This window comes from Desulfobacter latus (genome assembly GCF_013389365.1).
Taxonomy (GTDB): domain Bacteria; phylum Desulfobacterota; class Desulfobacteria; order Desulfobacterales; family Desulfobacteraceae; genus Desulfobacter; species Desulfobacter latus.
In genome coordinates this window covers 11534-35233 of record NZ_JACADJ010000030.1, presented here as the reverse complement: position 1 = coordinate 35233, position 23700 = coordinate 11534, and the positions used below count along the sequence as shown (strand labels likewise).

Sequence of the window (23700 nt, the reverse complement as noted above, 5' to 3'; positions counted from 1 at the left end):
TAAATAGAATATTGATTAAAATCAACCAAAATATTCTAAAATTTACCAATTAATTTTAGTGTTGCAAAACACTAAACACTGGATTATAGTAACGGGGAAGTGAATGTTTGGTAAATCAGGAGTGCTTGAATGAAAAATTTTGGTGATACAATTAGGGAGTTGCGAGTAGCTCAGGATCTCGGTTTACGGGAAACTGCCGGCAAAATAGGCATTTCTCCCGCATATCTCAGCCGAATAGAGCGTAGCAAGGAAAGGCCTCCAAAGCCTGATGTGATAAAAACACTGGCAAAAGAACTGGCAACTGATCCAGATGTTCTCTTCCGCTTATCATCTTCCACAGACCCAGAAGTCTCGGATTTTCTAAATGACCAGCCTGAAGTTATGGAGCTTTTAAGATTTATTAAGGATTCTGAATTCACAACCAAACAGATCAAGCAATTGTTTGAAGCCGCCAAATCTATTCGAGCTTAGGGAGTTACACGCAATGATAATACCCGATATCGATCAGCACGTATATTACCAAAAGTGGGAAACGGCATATTTTTCGATGCAACACATGTAATGAAGCATTTTCTGAGACCCGTGATACCGCCTTCTTTGATCTGAAAACAGAAGAATAAAAGGTCATAATGGCTTTGAAGATGATACTGGTAAAAGTGGATATCACCGGAATCGCCTTCGTGCTTGGTGTTAAAGAAGACACAATTTTGTTTTGGCTGGATCGAGCATACAAAAAAGCGAATGAAATCAACCAAGCACTTCTCAAAGAACTTCCCGTTACGAGAGTAGAGTTGGATGAGATGTGGAGTTTTGTCCGGCGAAAAACGAATAATGGTGCAGACTGGTCGGTATCAGTCATCGCATCAGATGCGGAGCGGAACGGCTTGCCAACTTGGGGTTCAATATAGGCACCAGCTTTCTGGAAAGGTTGAACCTTACGATCAGGCAGTCCTTAGCACCCTTTGGACGTAAAATTCTTGGCTTCAGCAAAAAAAAAGAAAATCTCGAAAAGCAGGGCATCCTTCATAACTACTTTACACTTTTTGAGGCCAATCCCCGTTTTTCAAGGTTCTTTCCAAAAAAGTGTAAAGTACTTTTATGGGGATATGAAGGATGCCAAAAGCAGACCATTTTTTTTCAAGCTTTTTATAACTTTGCACGTCCTCATATGAGTCTTCGAGAAAAAATATCGGATTCTGATGAACGATTTCAAAAAAAGTGGCGCCCCAAAACACCAGCAATGGCAGCTGGGATATCTGAGCATGTTTGGGAATTTAGGGAGCTCTTAACCTATAAATATGTCACCGAATCATAATCAAAGTAGTAGCGGGAGAGCACCGAGTGTTGATTGTCATTTGTTATAATTGGCGGCTGTTCCAGAATCAGCTATTCCCCCAGCCTAAGCCTTCTCCGCCAAACAGTTCATCCAGACAATCCCGCCCCTTCCCAGACCATCCTCGGAAATCATGGTGCGGACAATCTGCAGGTTGGATTTCAAGCATAACGTTTTCCACTCATTTGATGATAGTGCTGTGAATCGCCGGCCTTTAGAATCAAACTCGTTTGTGATGATATCGTCCCGCCGGGCCGGGACTGAAAATGCAAACCGGCCCTTGGCTGCCAGAAGAGAGGTAACGGCAGATATTGTGGTTTTGATTTGCGGTACGGATAGGTGCATCAGAACAGCAACGGCATATATGCCGTCAAAGATCCCTAACGCATTTGACAGCCCATCCGGCAGTTTCAAGTGAAGCACATCTCCCGTAAGTTCGGGGTGGTGTCGTTTTGTCTGTTCGACCATTGATGCGGCGCCATCGGTCGCCAGCACCTTGAACCCCTGGCTGACCATAAAGGCGGCATCCCTGCCGGAGCCGCAACCAAGCTCCAGAAGCCTGCCGCCTGGTTCCAGGCTGGATGAAAGAAAATCATGCAGGTGTGTGACATCCGCAGATTCATATCTTTCAGCCAGTTCCAAGGAATGTTGACTGTAATAATTTAACGTTGAATGACCCATGATTGATCTTTTGTGGATAGGTCCAAGTGGTCGGGACTGAAAGTCAGCAGACAAAGTTGACGCCGATACCGGCGTGGGTGGTTCGGACGATTCGGCCCTTCCGCCGCTGGGGGCCTGACTCATCGGTTTGAAAGGTCATCACAATCACATCGTTTTTTTTGTATTTTTCCGGTGTCTTGGACTGGATAAAAATGCCGGAGTAACTCAGATCCCGGGCTTTTTCTTTATACAGGGCGCCTTTGTTTATAAACTCTACAAAATCATGAAATTCATTTCTGGGGTACCTGCGGCGTTCCATCCCTTTCAAACCTTCCGGTCGGGGAGGCGGTGGCTCGGCGATTGTCATGGTTTCCAGGCAAATATCTTCGTCTACGCTGTCATTACACTTGATGACATAAATATTTGTTGCGGTGGTATTGTCTGAAGCCAGTTTAAACCGTTTGTAAAGCTTGAGGAGCTGGACGCATAAAAATCCCGAGATCAAAAGGATTATGAGGCTGAATATAATGTTTAATGGTGTCATCTGTGCTTCCTGAAACGAACATGTAAACATAAAATTGAATACACATAATGCACATCTCTGTTTTGTACAGAATTTCTTTCCACTAAAAAATCATTTATAGGTGGAAATTACAAGACTAAATATGGGAACCATAAATCTATTCTGGTAAAGAAACAATTTTTTCTAGTACTTTGCGCGTATGATAAAGTCATAAATCGACATCGTTACCGGTATTGAAATTAGACAAAAAAACATACTGGATACAAGTAGTTGGTTAACTAATGGCCTGTTTCCACCAACACGATCCATTACAACAGGTAATGCGGTTAACGGAGGAACAGCGGAAAGAATTACTATTAGTAAGGATATATCTTTAGGTATTTGAACATACCAAATAAATATAAGGGCCACTGCCGGGAAAATAATATTTTTAACAAAGATGAATTTTAAGATTTCTAATATGTCGATTTTCCCTTTCTCTTGGAAATCAATATATACAATTCCTCCTAATACTATTGTTAATAGGGGAATTGCCATATTACCAATAAATCCTAAACCGCCGATAAGAAAATCAGGAATAAAGGTGTGAACATTTATTACTTTAATTATTACGGCCAACGTTAACGCTATGAAGACAGGATGAAATACTTTTTTCCAGTCGATTTTTTGATTCTTTTTAGAATAAAATAAGGAATAGGTATTAAAAAATAGAGCAGGAAAAAATACGGTGAATAAAAATAAATTTACCAGATGTTTTGAATTGTCTCCGTACAGTTCTGAGATAAGTATTATAGGGATGAACATTGAGTTCTGGAAAAAAAGTGATATGAAGAACTCTTTTTTACTCTCTTTTTTTGAAATATGACTTATAAGGTAAGAGAGTATGAAAAGTACGATAGAAAACATGGCCCAATAGAGCGGCAATAGTATTTTATCTCCTGATTGATATGGATCAAAGTTCTCGATCAATTTTACAAATATAAGTGAAGGTAGTGAGACTTCTAGAACCAATGAAGATAGTGGGCCTAAAATATTTTGAGGAAGAAACTTTTTTTTGAGAAGTAGAAATCCTACAAATCCTATAAAAAACAATACCGCGACTGCTTGAAATGTAATTATAAACGTCTGCATTAAATATCCTCTATTTGATATATTAGGGCCATAGAACTTTTAAAATTTACAATTTGCTTATATTCGCTTAAAGAAACAACATTGTAGTGTGCCTTTATTTTTTGAGATGAGCAAGCTTTTTGAAAGTCCGCTTGACAGGCGCATCGTATTGCGCAATCATGCGGTTGTGTTGAGGTGCCCGTCTGGGCCTAACAGGGAATCCCGTGAGAATCGGGAGCGGTCCCGCCGCTGTAACCGGGGACAAAACCTGCATATTGCCACTGTTCGTTTTTTTTAAGGCGTATGGGAAGGCGCAGGTGTTTGCATGATCCGGGAGCCAGAAGACCTGCCTGAGCTGATGATGTGCGTTGTGCAAAGGGAATTGCCGGCGCAGACATAAATATTACAGGGCCAAGAAAACTGGGTGCAGCCCTTCAAGTCATAAAAGGCTTGAAGGGCTGTTTTGTTTTTTTGGGGCTGTTTTATATGCGATGCGGGATCGCCTCCTCAGGGCGCGGTGCAGTTGCTGGACGGCTTGCCGGGCCTTATTATTAACATCCAGGATTATAAGGAGAACGTTGTATGAGAAAGGTAATTTCCGCAGCCGTTGTTTTGACCATGGTTTTGTGTGCAGCCAGTGCATATGCCCACAAAGAAGCAAAAGAGATGAAAAAAGGCATTCTGCTGGTGGCGTTTGGTACCAGCGAGGCTTCTGCCAAGGTCTCATTTGAACATATTGAGGCCAAAGTGAAAAAGGCGTTTCCCGGGGTTGATGTGCTCTGGGCCTATACCTCCGATATCATCCGGCATAAACTGGCCAAGCAGGGTGAGATGATTCTCTCCCCGGCCCAGGCACTGGCCGAAATGATGGATGACGGATACACCCATGTGGCCGTGCAGTCCCTTCATACCATCCCGGGGGAAGAGTACCATGAGCTGACCATGACCGTGAATGGTTTTAAAGCCATGCCCGGTGGTTTTGACAGGCTCATTCTGGGATTTCCCCTGCTGGGGGCCCAGGACACGGTAGCCAAAGCGGTTGATGCTATCTTTGCCACGCTTCCCAAGGCCCGTAAAGCCAATGAAGCGGTTGTACTCATGGGGCATGGCACCCACCATCCGGGGAATATTTATTATTCTGCCATGAACTGGCAGCTTCAGCAAAAAGACCCCAACATTATCATGGGCACCGTGGAAGGGTATCCTGAACTTGGGGATCTCATTGCCTGGCTTAAGGAAAGAAAGACTGGAAAAGTCTGGTTAATGCCCTTTATGTCGGTGGCTGGTGATCATGCCAAAAATGATATGGCCGGCGACGAAGAAGATTCCTGGAAATCCCAGTTGATTAAGGTGGGATTTTCCTGCCGGACCGTGCTTAAAGGCACGGCGGAGTATGATGAATTTGTCGACATCTGGGTGGGTCAGCTGGCAAAGGCAATGGCGCATTTCTAGCTTTGACAGGCATTAAAAAAAAACCCGCCCGGGTGGCGATTGGTCTTGGCTTGCTGCTGGGCGGGGTCATTGTTTTGTCTGCGGCCATGGGTGTGGTGCGCCTGCCTTTTGTACAGGTGCCGGCTGTGATCTGGGAAAAGCTCTGGGGCCGGGGCCCTGGGGATGCGCTGGCGTCAGCCATTATCTGGGATGTGCGCCTGCCCAGAATTTTGACGGCCGCCGTTGTGGGGGCCGGGCTTTCTGTTTCCGGGGTGGTGTTCCAGGGGATCTTGAAAAATCCCCTGGCGGACCCCTATACTCTTGGCATTTCAGCCGGTGCGGCCTTTGGGGCTTGTGTGGCCTTTTTTTTCAACATGAGTTATTTCCAGGGGCTCAGTGTGGGGCTGTGCGCCTTTGCCGGTGCCGTTACGACATTGGCCGTGGTGCTCTACCTGTCCGGCGGCACTGCCGGCGGATATTCATCCAACAACCTGATTCTTTCGGGTATTATCGTTGCGGCTATTCTTTCGGCCGGGATCAGTTTCTTAAAATATGCGGCGGATGAACGGGTCTCGGTGATCATTTTCTGGCTCATGGGCAGTTTTGTCGCCAAAACCTGGATGGATGTGGGAATTTCGTTTGCCTTTGTGAGTATCGGCGCTGTGGTGTGTCTGTGCTTTGGGAGGGACTTGAATCTTATGGCCCTGGGTGACCGGTCTGCTGCGTCCCTTGGCGTGGATGTGAAAAAATCGCGTCTGATTCTTTTGGCCGCCGCATCGCTCATGGCGGCCGTGTGTGTGTCCGTGTCCGGCATCATCGGATTTGTGGGACTTTTGGTGCCTCATATGATGCGCGGGATTGTGGGGGCGGACAACCAGTGGCTGCTGCCGGTTTCCCTTTTGGCAGGGGCGGTGTTGTTGCTGTGCGCGGATACCTTTACCCGGGCCGTACTGCCCTCGGAAGTGCCCATTGGGGTACTCACCGCTTTGATCGGAGGACCGTTTTTCTGTTATGTGTTTAAACGGCAGTTCTCCGGAAAACAACGCTTTTAAAACCTATGGGATACACATTAAAGGATATCTGTTTTTCCTATGAGAACCGGGTCATTTTTTCAGGGATCAGCCTGGAGATGGAGACCGGGGGCTTCCATGGTGTGCTCGGGCCCAACGGCAGTGGAAAAACCACCCTGCTGGACCTGCTCACGGGACACCTGAAACCGGAAAACGGCAATATCCTGCTGGATGGCAGGCGCCTGGATGGTTTCGACGCCGGTGAACTGGCAAAAAAATGTGCGCTGGTGCCCCAGGATTTCCGGGTGAATTTTCCCTTTACCGTGGCTCAGGTGGTGATGATGGGCCGTTATCCCCATCTGGGCCGGTTCAGTGCGCCGGGTGCAAAGGACCGGGAACTGGTGGCCCAGGCTATGGCGGCTACGGGGATCAGTGACTTTTCCGGTCGCCATGTCACGGAATTGTCCGGCGGGGAACGCCAGCGTGTGGTCTTTGCCAGGGCCCTGGCCCAGGACGCCGCCTGCCTGATTCTGGATGAGGCGACTTCCAATCTGGACATTGGCCATACCCTGGCGCTGATGACCCTGGCTGCGGACAGGGTGAAAAATAACGGCCTGACCGTGATCAGTGTGATGCAGGATCTTAATCTGGCCGCCCGGTTCTGCCGGTCCCTGGTGTTTTTGAAAAATGGCCGGGTCGCAGCCCATGGGCCGGTGGACGAGGTGTTTACGGCATCGGTGATCAAAGAGGTGTTTGACGTGTCATCCAGCGTTTATTTCGATGAAATTATCCACTGCAAACAGGTAACGATTTTATGAAGATCATTAATTCAATAATTATTATATTTTTTTCAACTTTTCTGTTCCGAGCCGTGCCGGTGCAAGGTCATGCCGGCAATGCTCTTACGGATGCCGGTGGCCGCAGCATCCAGGTTGATGCGCCCTATACCCGGATTATCAGCCTGTACGGTGCCCACACCCGGAATTTGAAAGCATTGGGGCTTGATGATGAAATCATCGGCATCTGTCCCCTGGACAGGTGGGCGGGCAAACCCAAATTTTCCTACCATGACGGGCTTGAAAAATTTATGGCTGCCCGGCCGGACCTAGTTTTGATCCGGCCCATGATCGACAGGGCGTATACCGCCCTGGTAACGGGGATGGAACGCGCCGGCATTGTTGTTGTTTCCCTTCAGCCCGGCAATGTAGACGAGATGTTTGACTACTGGCCGGCCCTGGGTACCTTGACCGGCAGAATTGATCAGGCCCGGCAGATGGTCACCGCATTCAAGGATGAAATTGCCCGGATTTCGGCGGTGACCCGGGCGATCCCGGATAAAAAACAGGTCTATTTTGAGGCCATTCATTCCCGGATGAAAACCTTTACCCCCGGTTCCATGGCCGTTTTTGCGCTGGAAACCGCGGGGGGAGTAAACATTGCCCGGGATGCGCCGTCCGTGAGAGGTACCAATATCGCCTTTTACGGCAAGGAGCGCATTTTATCCCATGCACATGAGATTGATGTGTTTCTGGCCCAGAAAGGCGCCATGAACCAGCCCACAATCGAGATGATCAAAAATGAGCCCGGCTTTGATGTGATCCGGGCGGTAAAGGAAAATCAAATTTTTATTGTGGACGAAAAGATCGTATCCCGGCCCACCATGGATCTGCTCAAAGGTATTTACACCATTGCGGAGATGCTTTATCCCGGGATACTTGAAAAAGGCGGTGTGCAATGAAGGGGATTGTGATTGCAGGCGTTCACTCCGGGTGCGGTAAAACCACCATCACCCTGGGGTTGATGGCGGCATTCAAGCGCCATGGATTGCAGATTGCCCCCTTTAAGGCGGGGCCGGATTTCATTGATCCGGGGCACCACACCACCATCACAGGGGTTGCCGGGCGGAATCTGGACGGGTGGATGCTTAAGAAACAGACCAACCTTGAAATTTTTCGGCAAAACACGGGTCAGGCCGACATTGCCGTGGTGGAAGGGGTGATGGGCCTGTTTGACGGGTATGACGGCAGGAGCGAGGCCGGTTCCACGGCCCAGCTGGCCAAATGGCTGGACCTGCCGGTGCTGTTGGTGGTGGATGCCCGGAGCATGGCCCGCAGTGCCGGGGCCCTGGTTCAGGGCTTTGAAAATTTTGACCCGGACCTTAAATTCGCAGGCGTTCTCTTCAACAAAGTGGGCAGTCCCGTGCATCTGGACTATCTGACCCAGGCCCTGGAAGGCAATGTAAAGATGCCATGCCTTGGCGGGGTGGGCCGGAATCCGGACATTGAAATTCCTTCCCGGCATTTGGGCCTTGTCACCCGTGATGACCATGGGCTTGACGGCCAGATGCAGGACGCCCTGGCCGATCTGGTAGAAAGCTGCATGGAGCTTGATGCACTGCTGGCTTCACTGCCCTGGATTCACACAGATACGCCGGCGCCCCCGGAAAAGCGACCGGCGTTTGTGCGTATCGCCGTGGCCCGGGATGCGGCCTTTTGTTTTTATTATCCTGAAAATTTAGAACTGCTGGCACAGGCCGGGGCACAACTTATTTATTTTTCGCCGCTTTCGGACCCAGGTATTCCGGATGATATAGACGGCCTGTATCTGGGTGGCGGGTACCCGGAACTGCATGCCGCAACTCTCGCGCAAAATACGGAATTCAAGCAGGCGGTTTCCCTGGCCTGCCAAAACGCTATGCCCATTTATGCCGAGTGCGGCGGGTTCATGACCCTTTGCCGTACCCTGGAAGATTTAGACGGGCAATGCCACGACATGGCCGGCTGTTTTGGATTTACCTGCCGCATGTCCAAAAGGTTGCGGGCCCTTGGATATCGCGAAATTACGTTGAACCGGAACACGATCCTTGGCCAAACAGGTGTGAGGGCCCGGGGACATGAGTTCCATTATTCCAGCCTGGATGACCATGGGGAAAAAAGTGTATATAATGCCAGTGACCGGACCGGCGGCACCCGGGTCGTGCCGGGATTTGAAAAGAACCGGACCCTTGGCAGCTACCTGCACCTGCATTTTAAAAGCAACCCGGATGTGCCGCAAAATTTTGTGCAGGCGTGTTTTCAATATCAGAAAGAAAGGAAAACTTGCGTACATGAAGCCCGATGAGATTGAAGCAAAAAGTTTTGCCATCATTGACGCAGAGGCCGGTCCCCACAACTTTGCCCCGGATGCGTGGAAAATTGTGCGGCGCATGATTCATACAACAGCGGATTTTGAATATATGCAGATGGTCAAGATCTCCACCAATGCGGTGGCGGCCGGGATCAACGCCATCCGTAAGGGGTGCACCGTGATCACCGACACCAATATGGCCAAAACCGGTATCCGTAAAGATCTTTTAGCAGGGTTCGGCGGCAGGTGTGAATGCCTCATGGCGGATCCCCGGGTGGCGGAACAGGCAAAGCAAAGGGGGGTGACCCGGGCCCGTGTGGCGGTGGAAACAGCCGCACCCATGATGAAAAACGGTATTTATGTGGTGGGTAACGCGCCCACGGCGTTGCTTCATCTGCTGGAGATGATAAAAAACAAAGCGGCTGATCCGGCCCTTGTTGTGGGGCTTCCCGTTGGGTTTGTCAATGCGGCGGAATCCAAGGCCGCCCTGATGGAAACCAACGTGCCTTATATCTCAAATGTGGGCCGCAAGGGCGGTTCCACTGTGGCGGCAAGTGTGATTAATGCGTTGGCACTGATTGCATGTGAAAGGACATAACATGACCCCAGGTATTTTGTACGGCATTGGTGTGGGCCCCGGCGATCCGGATTTCATCACCTTGAAAGCCGTTAAAACTTTGAACCAGGTGGACATCGTGTTTGCCGCGTCCTCTGCAAAAAATTCCCACAGCCAGGCGGCTGAGATCGCCAAACCCCATTTAAAGGCGTCAGTGCCCATTCAGATACTCCCTTTTCCCATGACCCGGAACCGGCAGACCATGGAAGCCGCGTGGCAGGATAATGCCGAAACCGTTATTCAAAAGCTGGCGCAGGGCAAAAATGCCGCCTTTATCACCCTTGGGGACTGTATGACCTACGCCACTTATGGATATTTGCTCAGGTCTATCCGGAAGCTGGCCCCGCACATTGAAATATGTTCCATTCCGGGCATTACCTCCTACCAGGCCGCAGCGGCCCGCATCAACACGCCCCTGGTGGAAGGCGAGGAATCCCTGACCCTTGTATCCGGTGTCACGGGCGGGGACAAGTTCCGGGAAATCAGTGATCATGCGGACAATGTGGTTTTTCTAAAAGCGTATAAAAATGCCGGTGACATTGTAACGGCCCTGGATGAGGCCGGCATGGCGGAAAAAAGTGTGGGCATTGTCAAATGCGGGCTTGACGGTGAGCAGATTGTCCGCAATGTTCGTGTGTTTCAGGAGAAAACCTCCGAATACTGGACCCTGATCATATCCAAGAAAAGCGGGCAGGGACTTGAATCCTGAGAAAAAAAAGAATACCGGCCTGATGCTTTTGATCGGGCTCTTGATCACAGGAGTCGTGCTTGCCGCGGGCCTTGTCTGGGTGGATGGGGTCACTGCGGCAATGCTGCCCGGCCGTCTGCTTTTACCCCTTTCCCGGATGCTGGCCTTTGTCGGCATTGGCCTTGTGGTGGCCCAGGCCATTGATGACACGGGCTGGACCCGCAAACTGGGTGCCCTGGCCGCCCCGGTATTCCGGTTTGCCAACTTAGGCACCCGGTGTTCTGCGGCATTTACGGCGGCTTTTTTTTCAGGGGTGTCGGCCAATGCCATGCTCCTGGATTTTTACAAGGAAAAACAGATCACCCGGCGTCAGCTGTTTTTAACCAACTTCATCAATCAGTTCCCGGCTTTTTTTCTGCACCTGCCCATGACGTTTTTTATTGTGGTGCCTTTAACACGCACGGCAGGGTTGCTTTATTTTCTTTTAACCTTTCTGGCCACCTGTGTGCGTACCGTTTTGTTTGTCCTGTTCGGACGCTTTTTTGTGGCGGCCCAAAATCCAGGGCCTGTCGGGGGTGACGATGTCCAGGCCGGGAATGCCCGGGGCATTTCAAAAAAGAAAAAGCCGTTGATGCAGTCGTTAAAGGAAAAGCTTCCCGCCCGGTTTTCCCGGGTGATGGCCTTTGTGGTGCCGGTTTACACCGTGGTTTACGTGTTGACCGCGGCAGGTGCCTTTGATGCCGTTGAAATTTTTATGACCCGGTTTGCCGTGCAAAAATTTGTTCCGGCCCAGTCTTTAAGCGTGGTGGTCTTAAGTTTTGCCTCGGAGTTCACGGCCGGATTTGCCGCGGCAGGCGCGTTGATGGATGCCGGCACCATCACTGTGAAACAGACCGTGATTGCCCTGCTTCTAGGCAATATCATCGCATTTCCCATCCGGGCCATCCGGCACCAGCTACCCCGGTACATGGGCATTTTTTCACCGGGCATGGGACTTGCCATGTTATTGATGGGCCAGGGGTTCCGGATGGCAAGTATCGTTTTTGTGGGGCTGGTGTATTGGTTTGTCGGGTAGAGAGACGAAAAATTTACGCCGGGGATTTACCACGGGCACGGCAGCCGCAGCTGCGGTAAAAGCAGCCTTGGTCTACCTGTTTACAACGCAGGTGCCCGGATCGGTAAACATCAATCTGCTTAACGGTCAGATGCTTGACGTGCTTGTTGATTCGGTATCGCCACACCATGGTCTGGTGCGGGCCGTGGTGGTCAAGGATGCCGGGGATGACCCGGATATAACCCACCGGGCTAGAATCGGTGCCGTGGTGGGCTTGACTGATGATCCCGGCACGGTGCAGATCACCCGCGGCAAAGGCGTGGGCATGGTCACCAAGCCCGGCCTTGAGGTGCCGCCGGGAGAACCTGCCATCAATCCCGGGCCCCGGAAGATGATCCGTGACGCCGCCTTGCAGGTGCTTAATGCCTATCACAGCAATGCCGGGGTGAGTGTTGAAATTTTTGTGGAGAACGGTGAAGTTCTGGCCGAAAAAACCCTGAACCGCCGGCTGGGCATTGAAGGGGGCTTGTCCATTCTGGGTACCACCGGACTTGTAAACCCCTTGTCCCATGAGGCTTACACCGCTACCATCCGGTCGGCGATGTCCGTGGCCCGGGCGTGTGGGTGCGATTATGTCGTTTTGACCACAGGACGGCGATCCGAGCGGTTTTCCCAAGCGTTTTTTACGGATCTGTACGATGTGCACCCGGAGGCGTTTATACAGATCGGGGATTTTTTCGGCATGTCCATGGCATGCCTTGCTGAAAATAAGATCCCCAATGCCGTCCTGGCCGTGTTTTTCGGCAAAGCTTTGAAAATGGCCCGGGGATTTGCCCATACCCATGCCGCCAAATCGGATCTCACCATGGATTGGCTGGCGGATCTGGTCGGCGACGAGACCGGGAATCATGCCTTGGCCCGGGAGGTTTTAAACGCCAACACGGCCCGGCATGCCTTTGGGATGGTTTGGCCCGGTTACCCCCGGGTGCTGGAAAGAGTCGGCACTGCCATGATCCGGTCGGCTGAAAAATTTTGCCCGGCACCATGCCGGTTCAGGGCCGTTATTTATGACTTTCAAGGGGGTGTTGCCTTTGATTCATTCTCGCACAAAGCCCTAAAGGCACGCAAAGTTGAATAAAAAATCGTCCTTGGTCATATTTTTGGCCATACGAATTTCCGGTACGTTGGGTTAAGGGACGAAACCCAGCGTCGATAAATTATTGGGTTTCACTTTGTTTAACCCAACTTACGATGTATGACCAAACCCAAAAAATCTTTGTCTTGGCGGCTTTGTGCGTTGATTTTACATTGAAATAAGAAGTTAGATGGTGACTTTGGATAGAAAGCGCAGGCTTGTGGTTACGTGTTTCTTATTTTATAATAAAAAAATGTTTAAATTCATTGTCAAAAGTTTTCTTTTGTTATTTTTTCTTGCGGTGGTGACCTGTCCGCTTCTTTTTTTATTGGGTGTGATTGATAAAAGTCCGGCCGTGGGCAAACCACCAGAGCTGTCATTTGATCAGGTTCGGCGCATGGAACAGCTGATACGCCGTTACAAGCCCGATTCCATGACGGTCAGGGCGTTCCGGCAGGTAAAAATTTCCGAACAGGATTTAAATTTGATGGCCGCTTACGGTGCCTTCCAGTTGATTGACCAGTTTGCGATCTTTCCCCGAATTCGTTTATCTGATCCGTTTATAAATATCAGTACCACTGTGCAGATTCCCCAGACCCCTTTGGGCGAATATATCAACACGGCATGTGTTATAGAAATAGAGAACGCCAGCCCCCGTCTCCATTCCATCAGTGTCGGATTTTTTACATTGCCCGGTCCCCTGATCACGTCTGCGCTGTCCTGTTTGGGCCAGGCCCTGCTTGTACAGGATAATTATAAACTGGTTTTGCAAAGCCTCGATGCCCTGGAATCGGTTGCAATACGTCGGCAGCAGTTGAGTTTTACCTATGACTGGAATCCGGATGTCCTGAACCGGCTGCGTGAAATCCGGAAAACGATGCTCATTTCCCCGGAAGACCAGGATCGTCTGATTGTATACAGCAATGCGTTGGCCAAATTGAGCCGCATATTCAAAGAACACGGCATTAAAAAAATCAGTGTGATCCGGGTGACCCGGCCGTTGTTTCAGCTGGCTTCAGACCAAAGTAATGTGTCAAAAGATCCGGTTGGGGAAAACAGGGCACTGCTGCAGGCCATCTCTTTATTCTGCCTTGGCCGGAGGCCGGACCGTTTTGTGACCGAGGAAAGAGCCGCAAAACTTATCCCGCCTGAACATATCGATCTCACCCTTTACGGCAGGGAAGATCTGGTCAAACATTTTTTTGTGTCTGCCGGGATCGCGGTGTCCGGGGGCAGTAAGCTGAGCAACTTTGCAGGGCTTGTCAAAGAAGTGGGGGATTCAGATGGCGGAAGCGGATTCAGCTTTGCTGATCTGGCCGCAGACAAGGCCGGCGTCAGGCTTGCTGAACTTGCCACAGGCTCTGCCCAAAAGGCATCTGCAATACAGCAGAAAATGGCGGCCGTCAAAACGGAAGATCAGTTTATGCCCCGGATTGATCATCTGCCTGAAGGGATCATGGCGCTGCAGTTTAAAAAACGTTATGCTGATTTTGATTCAAAGGCCTACACCCTGATTGAAGATGAGATTACTCAGCGTATTAATGCCTGCTTGGTTTATCAATTTTGAGGAACTCTTATTACTGCAATACCTTCGCCAGCATCCGGAGGTGGATACGGTGACGGCTGCCGGCATATGCCAGCGCAGTGAAACCGAAATTAGGGAAAAACTTTCAGGCATGGTAGCAGCCGGCTATATAGAGCATGGTGGTACCGGCCGGGGCGCATACTGGTGTATGAGCGCGAATTTATACAATTCTATCAGCTAATGAAGGAAAACGCGGAAGTGGTTCAGGAAGGGAATCGCCGTTGGGCACGTTATGCGTACCGCAATGCGCAAACCGGTTAAGGTACGCATAGAAATGGCTCTATGCGCATTCTATGCGTAATTATTGATAACAGAGGAATAACCGCCATGACTGAACCCGTTCATGTGATCGGCATGGGCCTTGGCCCGTCGGATCTTACCGCATCCCACCTGGCGCTCATTGAAAGGGCAACCGTTCTGGTGGGGGGCAAACGGCACCTGTCATATTTTGGGCAGACAAGGGCGTTAAAAAAAGAGATCTCAAGCCCTGTGTCCGGGGTGCTGGATTTCATTGAGCAGAATATGGCTGCCGGGCTTGTGGTGGTTTTGGCATCTGGAGATCCATTGTTTTTTGGTATAGGCAAAACGTTGATCGCACGCCTGGGGGCTGATAACGTTTTCATCCATCCCAATGTCACCAGCATGGCTGCCGCCTTTGCCCGGCTTAAACTGCCCTGGCAGGATGCGGCCTGGGTGAGCCTGCACGGCCGGGAAAATATGTCGGCCCTGGCAACGGCCATGGATGACAGGGCGCTGCTGTGTGTGCTTACCGATCCTAAGAATGATCCCTGGGCTGTTAAAAAACAGGTGGACTCCCATGCGTATGCCTGGCAGATGTGGGTGCTGGAGAACCTGGGCGCCCCGGAAGAAAAAGTTTCCACCATGGATGCGCACACAGACGCAGATACGGTTTTTGCCCAGCCCAATGTGGTGGTGCTTCAAAAAGGTGAATTGGCAGTCCCGTCCGGCCCATTGCGTTTGGGGACCCCGGATAACTGGTTTGTCCATGAAAAAGGTCTGATTACCAAGGCGTCGGTTCGCGTTCTCTCATTGGCCGCCCTGGAACTGGCCCCGGACAATATTTTGTGGGATCTGGGGGCAGGGTCTGGATCTGTGGGAATTGAAGCCACGCTGTTCTTACCCGATGGGTTTGTTTATGCCGTGGAAAAAAATCAGGGTCGTGTGGCACAGATCAAGGCCAATGTTGCGCGGTTCAAGGTTAAAAATTTGTCTATTTTTTTAGCCGAACTTCCCCAGGGGTTGACGGATTTACCCAGGCCTGACCGGGTTTTTATCGGTGGTTCCGGAAAAAATCTGGGCCAGGTGCTGGACGTGGTGGCAACAGTTTTGAATCCGCTGGGCCGAATCGTTGTAAATACCGTACTGATGGAGACCTTGCATCCGGCGGTGTCCAAGCTGGAAGAAAAGGGTTTTAGGGTGAGCCTGACCCAGGCCCAGATCAGTAAATCCCGAAACATGCCCTGGGGACGGCGTATGGACGCGTTGAACCCCGTGTGGATTATTGTAGGAAAAAAAGGGAAATTATGATGAAATATTTTTACAAACTGTTACTTTTTTTACAGAGCAATTTGCCTGAAAAGTTTGGGGGGTGATCATAAGATTGGGCTGCTTATAGTGATTTTTAACCCGGGAACGCCTGCGTTCCTGGATATGACAAAATGGGCAAGTGACTTAAGATCCATTTCTAAGCCTTTTGTTTGACTTGATGTAAAAAACGGCATGAATTTTGCTACACTATGCAGGGATTGGATGAAAAATTGGTATTGAAAGGTAAAAAATGTTCTACTATTTAGAGGAGAGTGGTATGAAGAAAATTTTTTTGTGCTCAGTCTTGTTTTTATTACTGATGTCCGGCATGTCCCAGGCAGAGATGATCACCATCGGCACGGCTACTTACAATGGAAATGACTATAATTTGATCTGGGACGATGACAACAACGGTAATTCAGTGGTGTGGTTGGATTATTCAAATTATGTAAACTGGGCCAGTCAGGTTACATGGACCAACAGTCTTGACAGCGCACTTACCTATAACATTGATGCCCAGTACAGCGTTACCTGGGACGATGCCGCCTGGCGGCTGCCGTCCACCGTTGATGGCGGATGGGATGTTGGATATGAGGGTGATCCTGATAACGATGGAAACTATACTTATACAGGGGGGTACAATTTAGCCAATTCCGAGATGGGTCACCTTTATTATGAGGAACTGGGCAACCTGGGGTATATCGATACCTCCGGTAATTATCCTCAACCAGGATGGGGCCTGACCGAAACAGGAGATTTTAAAAATTTAATTGCGTCTAGGTACTGGTCAGGCACGGAGTATGCAAATATGCCCTCCTCCGCCTGGTACTTTCGCATGGAAAACGGCGCCCAGAGTACCAACAATAAGCATTACGACGCCTATGTTTTAGCCGTTCGCAGCGGACAAGTTTCAGCCTCTTCCGCCCCCGTGCCTGGAACTGCTCTGCTGCTGGGCGCAGGCCTTTTGGGGTTGGCCGCAGCAGGCCGGAAAAAGGGAAGAGGCGTTTGATGATTTGATTATTTAAATGCAAAGCCGTTGAGGTTTTGTATTATTGACGTATGCGTACCAGGCTGCCATCCGGTATCAGGGGGTACAGGGGCGCAGCCCCTGTCGAAAATTTTTTTTAAACCGGGATTTTTTAAGGACATGGCTCGTTACGAACATCTGCCCATCTACAAACAGGCCTTTGATATGGCCGTTCACTTTGAGAAGGTGGTTGCCGGATTTTTAAGATATCATAAATATACCCTTGGTACCCAGCTACGGGGTCGCAGCCGGGCGGTGGTGCTTAAAATTATACAGGCAAACGCCTGTTGGGATAAAACACCGCAACTGCTGCAGCTTCGCTGGGAACTGGAAGAATTGCTGCTCATCATTCGGCTGTGCAAGAAAACCCAGGCCTTTAAAAATTTTAAGTCCTTTCAGTTTGCAGCCGAAGGGGTGGCTCGGATAAGCAGACAGAACGAAGGCTGGATAAAGGCGTGTAATAAAAAGAAGGGGCCTGAATTTTTAAAAAGACGAACAACAATTATGGTTTAGCCGTTCGCAGCGGATAATGCTTCCCTTGCTTTTTTCCTTTGAAAATGTTTACCGGCACTATATCCAGTGTCGGAAAAATAAGAGGAATACCATCAATGCCCTGCGTTTCGAGGTGGACCAGGAAAAGGAACTGGTTCGCCTCACCAGGGCCTTGGCCGATCACACTTACCGCCCCGGCCGTTCTGTCTGCTTTTTCAGTGAAAAGCCCAATCTCAGAGAAATTTTTGCCGCAGACTTCAAAGACCGTATTGTTCATCATATCCTTGTCGATTATCTGGAAAGCATCTGGGAACCTGTATTCATCCACGATTCCTATGCCTGCCGTAAAGGCAAAGGGATTCACAAAGGCGTTTCCCGTCTTCAAAAATTTATACGGCAGATTACGGCAAATGGTACCCGACGGGCCTTTTATCTTCAGCTTGATATTCAAAATTATTTCATGCGCATTGACAAGGCAATCCTTTTTGATCTAATCCGCAAAAAATGTCCGGATCAGGACGCGCTCTGGCTCAGTCACCTGCTGATTTTTCATGACTGCACCATAGATCCTGCCATAAAGGGAGACAGGCGCTTAGCAGAGCATCTGCCACCGCACAAAACCCTTTTCCAGGTCCGGAAAGGCAAAGGTTTGCCCATTGGCAACCTTAACAGCCAGTTTTTTGCCAATGTCTACCTGAATGCGTTGGACCAGTTTGTAAAGCACATCTTAAAATGCCGCCATTATTTGAGGTATTGTGCCGATTTTATTTTATTGTCCGACAGTAAAAAAGTATTGGAAATATGGGAGCAGGAGATCGCCACCTTTTTATCCGGTACACTTTGTTTGAAATTAAACCAAAAGGCGTGCAAATTGAGGCCGATGACCAACGGGATTAATTTCCTGGGGTATATTGTACGCAAAGATTATTGCCTTGTGCGCAGACGGGTTGTGGGCAATTTCAAGCAGAGACTGGAATGCTTTGACAGGCTTCTGGTGTCTGAAGAAGAGGGCAGGAGGATTTACGCATTTGACATACCCGTCCTTGACGCCCTTTTTGCGGTGCTGAATTCATATCTTGGCCATTTTAAACATGCGAAAACCTTTTCACTTATCCGGTCTCTTTGGGAAAAATATGATTTTCTTTCTCGTTATTTCTTTTATAATCTATTTGAAAAAAAATTGGCGCGTAAATATGTAATTCCTGGAAACCTGCAACGGGTGAACCGGCAATATGCCCATATCCAGAACAATTTTTCCGATGCTGTTATTGTTTTAGGAATGGGGCTTAAATAACTTGCCCATTTTTATATATCCGGGAGCGCGGGCGTCCCGCCCGCAGCAACGATGCAGGCGGGACGCCTGCGCTCCCAGGTTAAGTTATTTCCGACTCATTCCTTAGAGGATGGAGTCCTTGGTAAAATACGGAAAAGGCAAATATGGCAACGATACGAGCCGTTGAAACTTGCTGGGGACTAAATTAATTTGCCGGCAAAAAGGAAAGGTATGACGAAAAAATATCCGATTATATTTACCGGGGCAGGGCCGGGGGCGCCGGACCTGATTACGGTCAGGGGCATGAAAGCCCTGGAAGAGGCGGATTATATCCTTTACGCAGGGTCTCTGGTGCCTGAAGCGGTGCTGAGTTGGGCCGGTGACGGGGCAAAAAAAACGTCCAGCGCCGGCATGCACCTGGACGAGATGGTGGATGCCATGGCCCATGCCTGGGACAAGGGGCTTAAGGTGGTGCGGCTGCACACGGGCGATCCGTCCCTTTACGGGGCCATTGCCGAGCAGATGATGGTGCTGGAGCAACGGGAAATCCCCTACGAGGTGATCCCGGGCGTTACTGCGGCCTTTGCCGCGGCTGCCGCGCTCAAGGTTGAATACACTGTGCCGGAACAATCCCAGACCCTGATTTTTACCCGGATGTCAGGCCGAACCCCGGTCCCGGAAAAAGAGTCTTTGGAACGCCTGGCCGCCCATAACGCGTCCATGGCGATTTACCTGAGTGCCGGTATGGCCAAACAGGTGCAGAATATCCTGGCCGGAACCTATGGGCCCCAAGCACCGGTGGCCGTGGCCTATCGGGTGAGCCATCCCGAAGAGCGCATTGTTGTTACTATTTTGGACCGGCTGGCCGAAACCATGGCGGAAAACGGGATCAACCGCCTGGCGCTCATCATTGTGGGGCCCTTTTTAGAAACGGAAAAGGATGCCAGATCTCTGCTCTACGACCGGGCCTTTGCCCACGGATACCGGGACAAGTCTTGATCGCCTGGGCTGAGAAAAAACTTGCGGTGTGGGTACTGACCCCCCATGGGATGGATCTGGCAAACCAGGTGAAACAGGCATTGCCCCATGCAGACCTGTTTGCATCGCAAAAACTTGTGCCGGGTGACTCCTATACCGGGTTTTCCACTTTGGCCAAGGCCCTGGCACCGGTCTGGCACCAATATGATGCCCATTACTTTATTATGGCTACGGGTATTGTGGTGCGTACCATTGCATCTCTAATCCAGGATAAAACAAAAGATCCTGCCGTGGTGTGCGGGGATGAGGCCGGGCGTTTTGTGATCAGTCTGGTCTCAGGCCATATGGGTGGTGCCAATGACCTGGCCGGCATGCTTTCGGATATACTGGGGGCAACGCCTGTGATCACCACGGCCACGGATGTCAACCAGGTACCGGCCATTGATGTGATTGCCCGGGACCAGGACCTTTATATCGAAAATACAGCAGCCGTTAAACATGTGAGCATGGCCTTTATCAAGGGGGAGCCCCTGCCGGTTCATGATCCCTTTCATCTGGTGTCACCGCACCTGCCGTCCGCACTAGTGGACGAGCCTTCTTTATTTAGCTCTGAAAAATCCGGAATATGGGTGGATTACACGATCCGCGATCTGCCGGAAAACGTTCTGGTGCTGCGGCCCAAAATGCTGGTGGCCGGCATGGGGTGTCGAAGAGGGGTGAGCCGGCAGGAATTAGAAGATCATTTACGACACGTCTTTCAGACCCATGGATTCAGTGTGAACAGCCTGTCCAAAATCGTGTCCGTAGATCTTAAAGCGGAGGAACCCGGGCTTCTGGAACTTGCCCGGGCCTTAAACGTGCCCATTGAATTTTATACAAGAGACCAATTGGCGCAGGTAAAGACCGTGCCTAATCCCTCTTCCCTGGTGAATAAACATATCGGCGTGAAAAGCGTATGTGAAGCAGCAGCCATGCTGGCAACGGGCCGGACTTGTTTGTTAGTACCGAAAACGGCCAACCGGACGGTAACCCTTGCTCTGAGTAAAACAAACGAATATATTGAAGGCAGCGGTGGTTATTGTAAAATATTGAAGACATATGGGGGATAAATACATAAAATGAATCCTCAACCACAGAAAAAGTCCCGGATAACACAGGAAGAGTACCTTGAACTTGAGAGGACTTCGGAAATCAGGCATGAGTATTTTAATGGCGATATTTTTGCCATGACGGGCGGCAGTTTGAATCACAACCGGATAAGCAGAAATATTGACCGCAAACTTGGAAATCAGCTTGAGGGTTCACCGTGCGAAAATTTTGTGGGTGATATGCGGGTCAAGATTCAAGGGAATGAAAAATACACATATCCCGACATTACGGTTGTTTGCGGAAACATTGAGCTGGAAAAAATAAAAGGGGTAGAGACATTGCTGAATCCCATTGTCATCATGGAGATTCTCTCAGAGTCCACTGAGGCATACGACCGGGGAACAAAATTCCGCCATTACCGGCTTATCCCCTCTCTTCAGGAGTATATCCTTGTCTCTCAGGATCATTGTCTTGTGGAGCTTTACCGCCGCGGGGACAACGACATCTGGCAGATATTAAGCCCATGCACGGATATGAATAAATCCGTCTCCATAGCATCCGTTGACTGCGAGCTGCTTCTTTCGGACATTTATTACCGTGTTGAGTTTGTAAATTAGGAGCGTTCAACTATAGTTCTTTTTTTTTAAAACTTAGTTTTTGTTGATCATTTTGACAAACTAATTTTTTCTTTCAAAATATCATTCTCTCTGCTATAATTTTTTGAGTTCTTTGAAAAGATATAGGGTTATGCTTTACAGACCTGAAGCATGTAAAATCTTTTGGGCTATGTGCATAAAACAACCGCGAAAACCAAGCTTTGTGTTGTGCATCACAAAAAAGCAGTAAGTAGTAAGTAGTAAATACCGTAGGTTCTACGGGATTTTAAGCCTGTGGAGAGAAAATGAGACCTAAGCAGTTTGTTCGGGCACACTCTATGAAGCAGGAATTTCTCATCATTCATACTCAATGGGTAAGAATGAGTAAGAAGAAAGGAACAGTGGAACGCGTATGCGAAGCAGCAGCCATGCCGGCAGCGGGCCGGACGAGTCTGTTAATACCAAAAACAGCGGCTCGGACAGTCACCCTTGCCCTGGCGGCAACACCCTTTACATCGTAGGCACAGGGCCCGGAAAGGCCGACCATATGTCCGGCCGGGCACGCCAGGTGCTGGCAGCCTGCGATATTGTGGTGGGGTACAAGACCTATCTTGAACTGATTGAAGATGTGATCAAGGACAAGAAAATCCTGACCACAGGCATGACCAAGGAGGTGGACCGCGTTCAGGCCGCCATTGATGCCGCCCTTGACGGTAACGTCTGCGCCCTGGTTTCCGGTGGTGATGCGGGCATCTACGCCATGGCCGGCCTAGTTTTGGAAATGCTGGCGCTTAAAAAAATTGCCTGCAATACCGGCGAAAAGGCCGGCCTGTGTGTTGAGGTGGTGCCGGGTATCCCGGCGCTTGCTGCCGGTGCTGCGCTGTTGGGAGCCCCGTTAACCCATGACTTTGCAACTGTCAGCCTCAGCGATCTGCTCACCCCCTGGGAAATCATTGAAAAGCGCCTGGATGCCGCAGCCGCAGCCGATTTTGTGATTAATATTTATAATCCCAAAAGCAAAAAGCGCGACTGGCAGCTCAGCCGGGCCATGGAGATTATGCTTAAACACCGGGCAGGCACCACCCCGGTGGGTATTGTCACCGGTGCCATGCGGGACAACCAGAAGGTGGTGTTGTGTGCCTTACAGGATCTGGATAAGGCCGACGTGGGCATGCAGAGCATTGTGATTGTGGGAAACACTTCCACCTTTATTTACAATGATTTGATGATCACCCCCCGGGGGTACAGCAAGAAATATGAGATAGGCAAGAAACAAGAAACTCAATGTCATGAGGAATGAGTCCGAAACAACTTAACCTGGGAGCGCGGGCGTTCCGCCCGCGCTCCCGGATATAGCAAAATGGGCAAGTTATTTTAACCTCATTCCTTATTTATAATGTGGACCGCTTCTTCAATTCCAATTTTCCCGTCTTCATTCATATCTGTAGCCTTATTGTCATGTATGTCTACTACTTTTCCAGACAGAAGTTTCAATGCCAAAATAGAATCCACCATGTTCATTTCATTATCACAATTAATATCTCCTGCTTCAAATTTTGAGCTTGCATCCGTTGGATTTTTTTCACCAGGTTCTGTCATCCCATTGAGGTTCTTATCCTCTGCGCCATCATTCCAGCCGTCTCCGTCTGTGTCTTTATTCAGCGGATCGGTTGACGTCGCCGGATCCAAATCCGGTTGAAATATATTGATATCAGTGTCTGGCCCTATGGTGAGCAGGGTAAGGCCGGCCTCAGTTCCATCCTGAATCCCGTCTCCATCCGTATCTGCATTACAGGGGCTTGTTTCACCGGTTTCTGTGATACCGTTTCCGTTCAAATCTTCAACACCGTCAGGGATACCGTCATCATCGGTATCGGCATCTTCCGGATCCGTGCATGTGATATTTTCAATATAGTCTGAAAGTCCGTCGGAATCCAAATCATTGAAAATGGCATCATCCGTATCATCATCGTTTTCAACATACCCTTCAAGGCTGGCGCATGTGTACATTATCTTGCTGTTGTCACCATATCCGTCATTGTCTAAATCCCGATACAATGTTTTCAGAGATTTATGGTCGCAAGTATACGCATTGAGAGGGTTCGGGTCATTCTGATCATGGATTCCGTCCAGATCATAATCCGGGAACTGGTCGGATGAAGAGATGGTAAAATCGTTCAAATGGTGATTAAAGAGTTTTGTGACAACTATGTCGCTTGAAAATGATATTCTGGCATTTGCTTCATTTGTAATTTCCAGGATATTAAAATGAGAATAGGAAGAACTGGGATTTTCAAAACTGACTGTCTGGAGCGTTGAACCGGCCAATATTACCTTGTGGGTACCTGATGTATCAAAGTTCTCCTCTTCGTTGGAATAATAGCTTACATACGTGGATTTTTGCGTAAAATCGCCCTTTAATGTCA

25 protein-coding genes and 1 riboswitch are annotated in these 23700 nt (G+C 49.5%); of the genes, 21 read left to right on the top strand and 4 right to left on the bottom strand.

Annotated features, from left to right (window positions below; all coding sequences use genetic code 11):
- The first annotated feature begins 129 nt into the window (after nt 1–129).
- The 3 genes from HXW94_RS10045 (at nt 130) to HXW94_RS10035 (ending at nt 1315) form a co-directional block, all read left to right on the top strand.
- Nucleotides 130–471, top strand: coding sequence for a helix-turn-helix domain-containing protein (locus tag HXW94_RS10045; protein WP_178366767.1), 342 nt, complete (start codon nt 130–132; stop codon nt 469–471).
- A 158-nt stretch (nt 472–629) separates the two neighbouring features.
- Nucleotides 630–908, top strand: coding sequence for a hypothetical protein (locus HXW94_RS10040; RefSeq protein WP_178366766.1), 279 nt, complete (start codon nt 630–632; stop codon nt 906–908).
- A gap of 20 nt (nt 909–928) precedes the next feature.
- A complete protein-coding gene (locus HXW94_RS10035) occupies nt 929–1315 on the top strand; it encodes a hypothetical protein (RefSeq protein ID WP_178366765.1) in 387 nt (128 codons plus the stop codon).
- Nucleotides 1316–1399: 84 nt separating this feature from the next.
- Here the strand turns inward: HXW94_RS10035 and HXW94_RS10030 are convergent, their stop codons facing one another.
- The 3 genes from HXW94_RS10030 to HXW94_RS10020 form a co-directional block, all read right to left on the bottom strand.
- Nucleotides 1400–2014: a class I SAM-dependent methyltransferase gene (locus tag HXW94_RS10030; RefSeq protein ID WP_178366764.1), complete on the bottom strand. Its 615-nt coding sequence runs from the start codon at nt 2012–2014 to the stop codon at nt 1400–1402.
- A 43-nt stretch (nt 2015–2057) separates the two neighbouring features.
- The gene (locus HXW94_RS10025) at nt 2058–2537 is read right to left on the bottom strand and encodes a PilZ domain-containing protein (RefSeq protein WP_178366763.1); all 480 of its coding nucleotides are present in this window, start codon (nt 2535–2537) and stop codon (nt 2058–2060) included.
- Between the two features lie 162 nt (nt 2538–2699).
- Nucleotides 2700–3647: an AEC family transporter gene (locus tag HXW94_RS10020; RefSeq protein ID WP_178366762.1), complete on the bottom strand. Its 948-nt coding sequence runs from the start codon at nt 3645–3647 to the stop codon at nt 2700–2702.
- A 155-nt stretch (nt 3648–3802) separates the two neighbouring features.
- Nucleotides 3803–3994: riboswitch (cobalamin riboswitch) on the top strand.
- Nucleotides 3995–4208: 214 nt separating this feature from the next.
- Between HXW94_RS10020 and HXW94_RS10015 the strand changes: the two genes are divergently transcribed.
- From HXW94_RS10015 to cobJ, 18 genes are all read left to right on the top strand, one after another.
- A complete protein-coding gene (locus tag HXW94_RS10015; protein ID WP_178366761.1) occupies nt 4209–5078 on the top strand; it encodes a sirohydrochlorin cobaltochelatase in 870 nt (289 codons plus the stop codon).
- A 2-nt stretch (nt 5079–5080) separates the two neighbouring features.
- The gene (locus tag HXW94_RS10010) at nt 5081–6109 is read left to right on the top strand and encodes a FecCD family ABC transporter permease (protein ID WP_218576660.1); all 1029 of its coding nucleotides are present in this window, start codon (nt 5081–5083) and stop codon (nt 6107–6109) included.
- 5 nt (nt 6110–6114) lie between these two features.
- A complete protein-coding gene (locus HXW94_RS10005) occupies nt 6115–6885 on the top strand; it encodes an ABC transporter ATP-binding protein (protein ID WP_178366760.1) in 771 nt (256 codons plus the stop codon).
- Nucleotides 6882–7805 (top strand): ABC transporter substrate-binding protein, encoded by a 924-nt coding sequence (locus HXW94_RS10000; RefSeq protein WP_178366759.1) that lies wholly within the window; start codon nt 6882–6884, stop codon nt 7803–7805. The genes HXW94_RS10005 and HXW94_RS10000 overlap by 4 nt, the downstream gene beginning before the upstream one ends.
- Nucleotides 7802–9187: a cobyrinic acid a,c-diamide synthase CobB gene (locus tag HXW94_RS09995; RefSeq protein ID WP_178366758.1), complete on the top strand. Its 1386-nt coding sequence runs from the start codon at nt 7802–7804 to the stop codon at nt 9185–9187. The genes HXW94_RS10000 and HXW94_RS09995 overlap by 4 nt, the downstream gene beginning before the upstream one ends.
- Nucleotides 9174–9791, top strand: coding sequence for a precorrin-8X methylmutase (locus HXW94_RS09990; RefSeq protein WP_178366757.1), 618 nt, complete (start codon nt 9174–9176; stop codon nt 9789–9791). Before HXW94_RS09995 ends, HXW94_RS09990 begins: the two co-directional genes overlap by 14 nt.
- A gap of 1 nt (nt 9792) precedes the next feature.
- Complete coding sequence (gene cobI / locus HXW94_RS09985) at nt 9793–10518, top strand: precorrin-2 C(20)-methyltransferase (RefSeq protein WP_178366756.1); 726 nt, start codon at nt 9793–9795, stop codon at nt 10516–10518.
- Entirely contained in the window at nt 10508–11572 is a 1065-nt protein-coding gene (locus HXW94_RS09980; RefSeq protein ID WP_246293827.1) for a nucleoside recognition protein, read from the top strand. The genes cobI and HXW94_RS09980 overlap by 11 nt, the downstream gene beginning before the upstream one ends.
- Nucleotides 11562–12689, top strand: a complete 1128-nt coding sequence (gene cbiD, locus HXW94_RS09975; protein ID WP_178366755.1) for a cobalt-precorrin-5B (C(1))-methyltransferase CbiD — start codon at nt 11562–11564, stop codon at nt 12687–12689. Before HXW94_RS09980 ends, cbiD begins: the two co-directional genes overlap by 11 nt.
- 187 nt (nt 12690–12876) lie before the next feature.
- Nucleotides 12877–14253 (top strand): hypothetical protein, encoded by a 1377-nt coding sequence (locus HXW94_RS09970; protein WP_246293826.1) that lies wholly within the window; start codon nt 12877–12879, stop codon nt 14251–14253.
- A 345-nt stretch (nt 14254–14598) separates the two neighbouring features.
- Entirely contained in the window at nt 14599–15819 is a 1221-nt protein-coding gene (gene cbiE / locus HXW94_RS09960; protein ID WP_178366752.1) for a precorrin-6y C5,15-methyltransferase (decarboxylating) subunit CbiE, read from the top strand.
- A gap of 277 nt (nt 15820–16096) precedes the next feature.
- Nucleotides 16097–16828 carry an Lcl C-terminal domain-containing protein gene (locus tag HXW94_RS09955; RefSeq protein WP_178366751.1) on the top strand — a complete coding sequence of 244 codons (732 nt, stop codon included), beginning with the start codon at nt 16097–16099 and terminating at the stop codon, nt 16826–16828.
- A 138-nt stretch (nt 16829–16966) separates the two neighbouring features.
- Complete coding sequence (locus HXW94_RS09950; protein ID WP_178366750.1) at nt 16967–17359, top strand: four helix bundle protein; 393 nt, start codon at nt 16967–16969, stop codon at nt 17357–17359.
- Between the two features lie 16 nt (nt 17360–17375).
- Entirely contained in the window at nt 17376–18632 is a 1257-nt protein-coding gene (locus tag HXW94_RS09945; RefSeq protein WP_178366749.1) for an RNA-directed DNA polymerase, read from the top strand.
- Between the two features lie 210 nt (nt 18633–18842).
- A complete protein-coding gene (gene cobM / locus HXW94_RS09940) occupies nt 18843–19610 on the top strand; it encodes a precorrin-4 C(11)-methyltransferase (protein WP_178366748.1) in 768 nt (255 codons plus the stop codon).
- Nucleotides 19607–20698, top strand: a complete 1092-nt coding sequence (locus HXW94_RS09935) for a cobalt-precorrin 5A hydrolase (protein WP_178366747.1) — start codon at nt 19607–19609, stop codon at nt 20696–20698. The genes cobM and HXW94_RS09935 overlap by 4 nt, the downstream gene beginning before the upstream one ends.
- A 9-nt stretch (nt 20699–20707) precedes the next feature.
- A complete protein-coding gene (locus HXW94_RS09930; RefSeq protein ID WP_178366746.1) occupies nt 20708–21295 on the top strand; it encodes a Uma2 family endonuclease in 588 nt (195 codons plus the stop codon).
- Between the two features lie 391 nt (nt 21296–21686).
- Nucleotides 21687–22574, top strand: a complete 888-nt coding sequence (cobJ, locus tag HXW94_RS09925; RefSeq protein WP_178366745.1) for a precorrin-3B C(17)-methyltransferase — start codon at nt 21687–21689, stop codon at nt 22572–22574.
- A gap of 80 nt (nt 22575–22654) precedes the next feature.
- On the opposite strand, the gene HXW94_RS09920 is transcribed toward cobJ, so the two are convergent.
- Nucleotides 22655–23700, bottom strand: a 1046-nt coding sequence (locus tag HXW94_RS09920; protein ID WP_218576659.1) for a hypothetical protein, incomplete at its 5' end; no start/stop codon positions are given.

Coding starts and splice junctions, on each gene's coding strand:
- cbiE (WP_178366752.1), top strand. CDS start 14,599: ATGACTGAACCCGTTCATGTGATCGGCATGGGCCTTGGCCCGTCGGAT.
- HXW94_RS09945 (WP_178366749.1), top strand. CDS start 17,376: ATGCTTCCCTTGCTTTTTTCCTTTGAAAATGTTTACCGGCACTATATC.
- cobJ (WP_178366745.1), top strand. CDS start 21,687: ATGCGAAGCAGCAGCCATGCCGGCAGCGGGCCGGACGAGTCTGTTAAT.
- cobM (WP_178366748.1), top strand. CDS start 18,843: ATGACGAAAAAATATCCGATTATATTTACCGGGGCAGGGCCGGGGGCG.
- HXW94_RS10005 (WP_178366760.1), top strand. CDS start 6,115: ATGGGATACACATTAAAGGATATCTGTTTTTCCTATGAGAACCGGGTC.
- HXW94_RS09995 (WP_178366758.1), top strand. CDS start 7,802: ATGAAGGGGATTGTGATTGCAGGCGTTCACTCCGGGTGCGGTAAAACC.
- HXW94_RS09930 (WP_178366746.1), top strand. CDS start 20,708: ATGAATCCTCAACCACAGAAAAAGTCCCGGATAACACAGGAAGAGTAC.
- HXW94_RS10030 (WP_178366764.1), bottom strand. CDS start 2,014: ATGGGTCATTCAACGTTAAATTATTACAGTCAACATTCCTTGGAACTG.
- HXW94_RS09970 (WP_246293826.1), top strand. CDS start 12,877: ATGGTGACTTTGGATAGAAAGCGCAGGCTTGTGGTTACGTGTTTCTTA.
- HXW94_RS10025 (WP_178366763.1), bottom strand. CDS start 2,537: ATGACACCATTAAACATTATATTCAGCCTCATAATCCTTTTGATCTCG.
- HXW94_RS09990 (WP_178366757.1), top strand. CDS start 9,174: ATGAAGCCCGATGAGATTGAAGCAAAAAGTTTTGCCATCATTGACGCA.
- HXW94_RS10045 (WP_178366767.1), top strand. CDS start 130: ATGAAAAATTTTGGTGATACAATTAGGGAGTTGCGAGTAGCTCAGGAT.
- HXW94_RS09955 (WP_178366751.1), top strand. CDS start 16,097: ATGAAGAAAATTTTTTTGTGCTCAGTCTTGTTTTTATTACTGATGTCC.
- HXW94_RS10015 (WP_178366761.1), top strand. CDS start 4,209: ATGAGAAAGGTAATTTCCGCAGCCGTTGTTTTGACCATGGTTTTGTGT.
- HXW94_RS10040 (WP_178366766.1), top strand. CDS start 630: ATGGCTTTGAAGATGATACTGGTAAAAGTGGATATCACCGGAATCGCC.
- HXW94_RS10020 (WP_178366762.1), bottom strand. CDS start 3,647: ATGCAGACGTTTATAATTACATTTCAAGCAGTCGCGGTATTGTTTTTT.
- cobI (WP_178366756.1), top strand. CDS start 9,793: ATGACCCCAGGTATTTTGTACGGCATTGGTGTGGGCCCCGGCGATCCG.
- HXW94_RS10000 (WP_178366759.1), top strand. CDS start 6,882: ATGAAGATCATTAATTCAATAATTATTATATTTTTTTCAACTTTTCTG.
- HXW94_RS09950 (WP_178366750.1), top strand. CDS start 16,967: ATGGCTCGTTACGAACATCTGCCCATCTACAAACAGGCCTTTGATATG.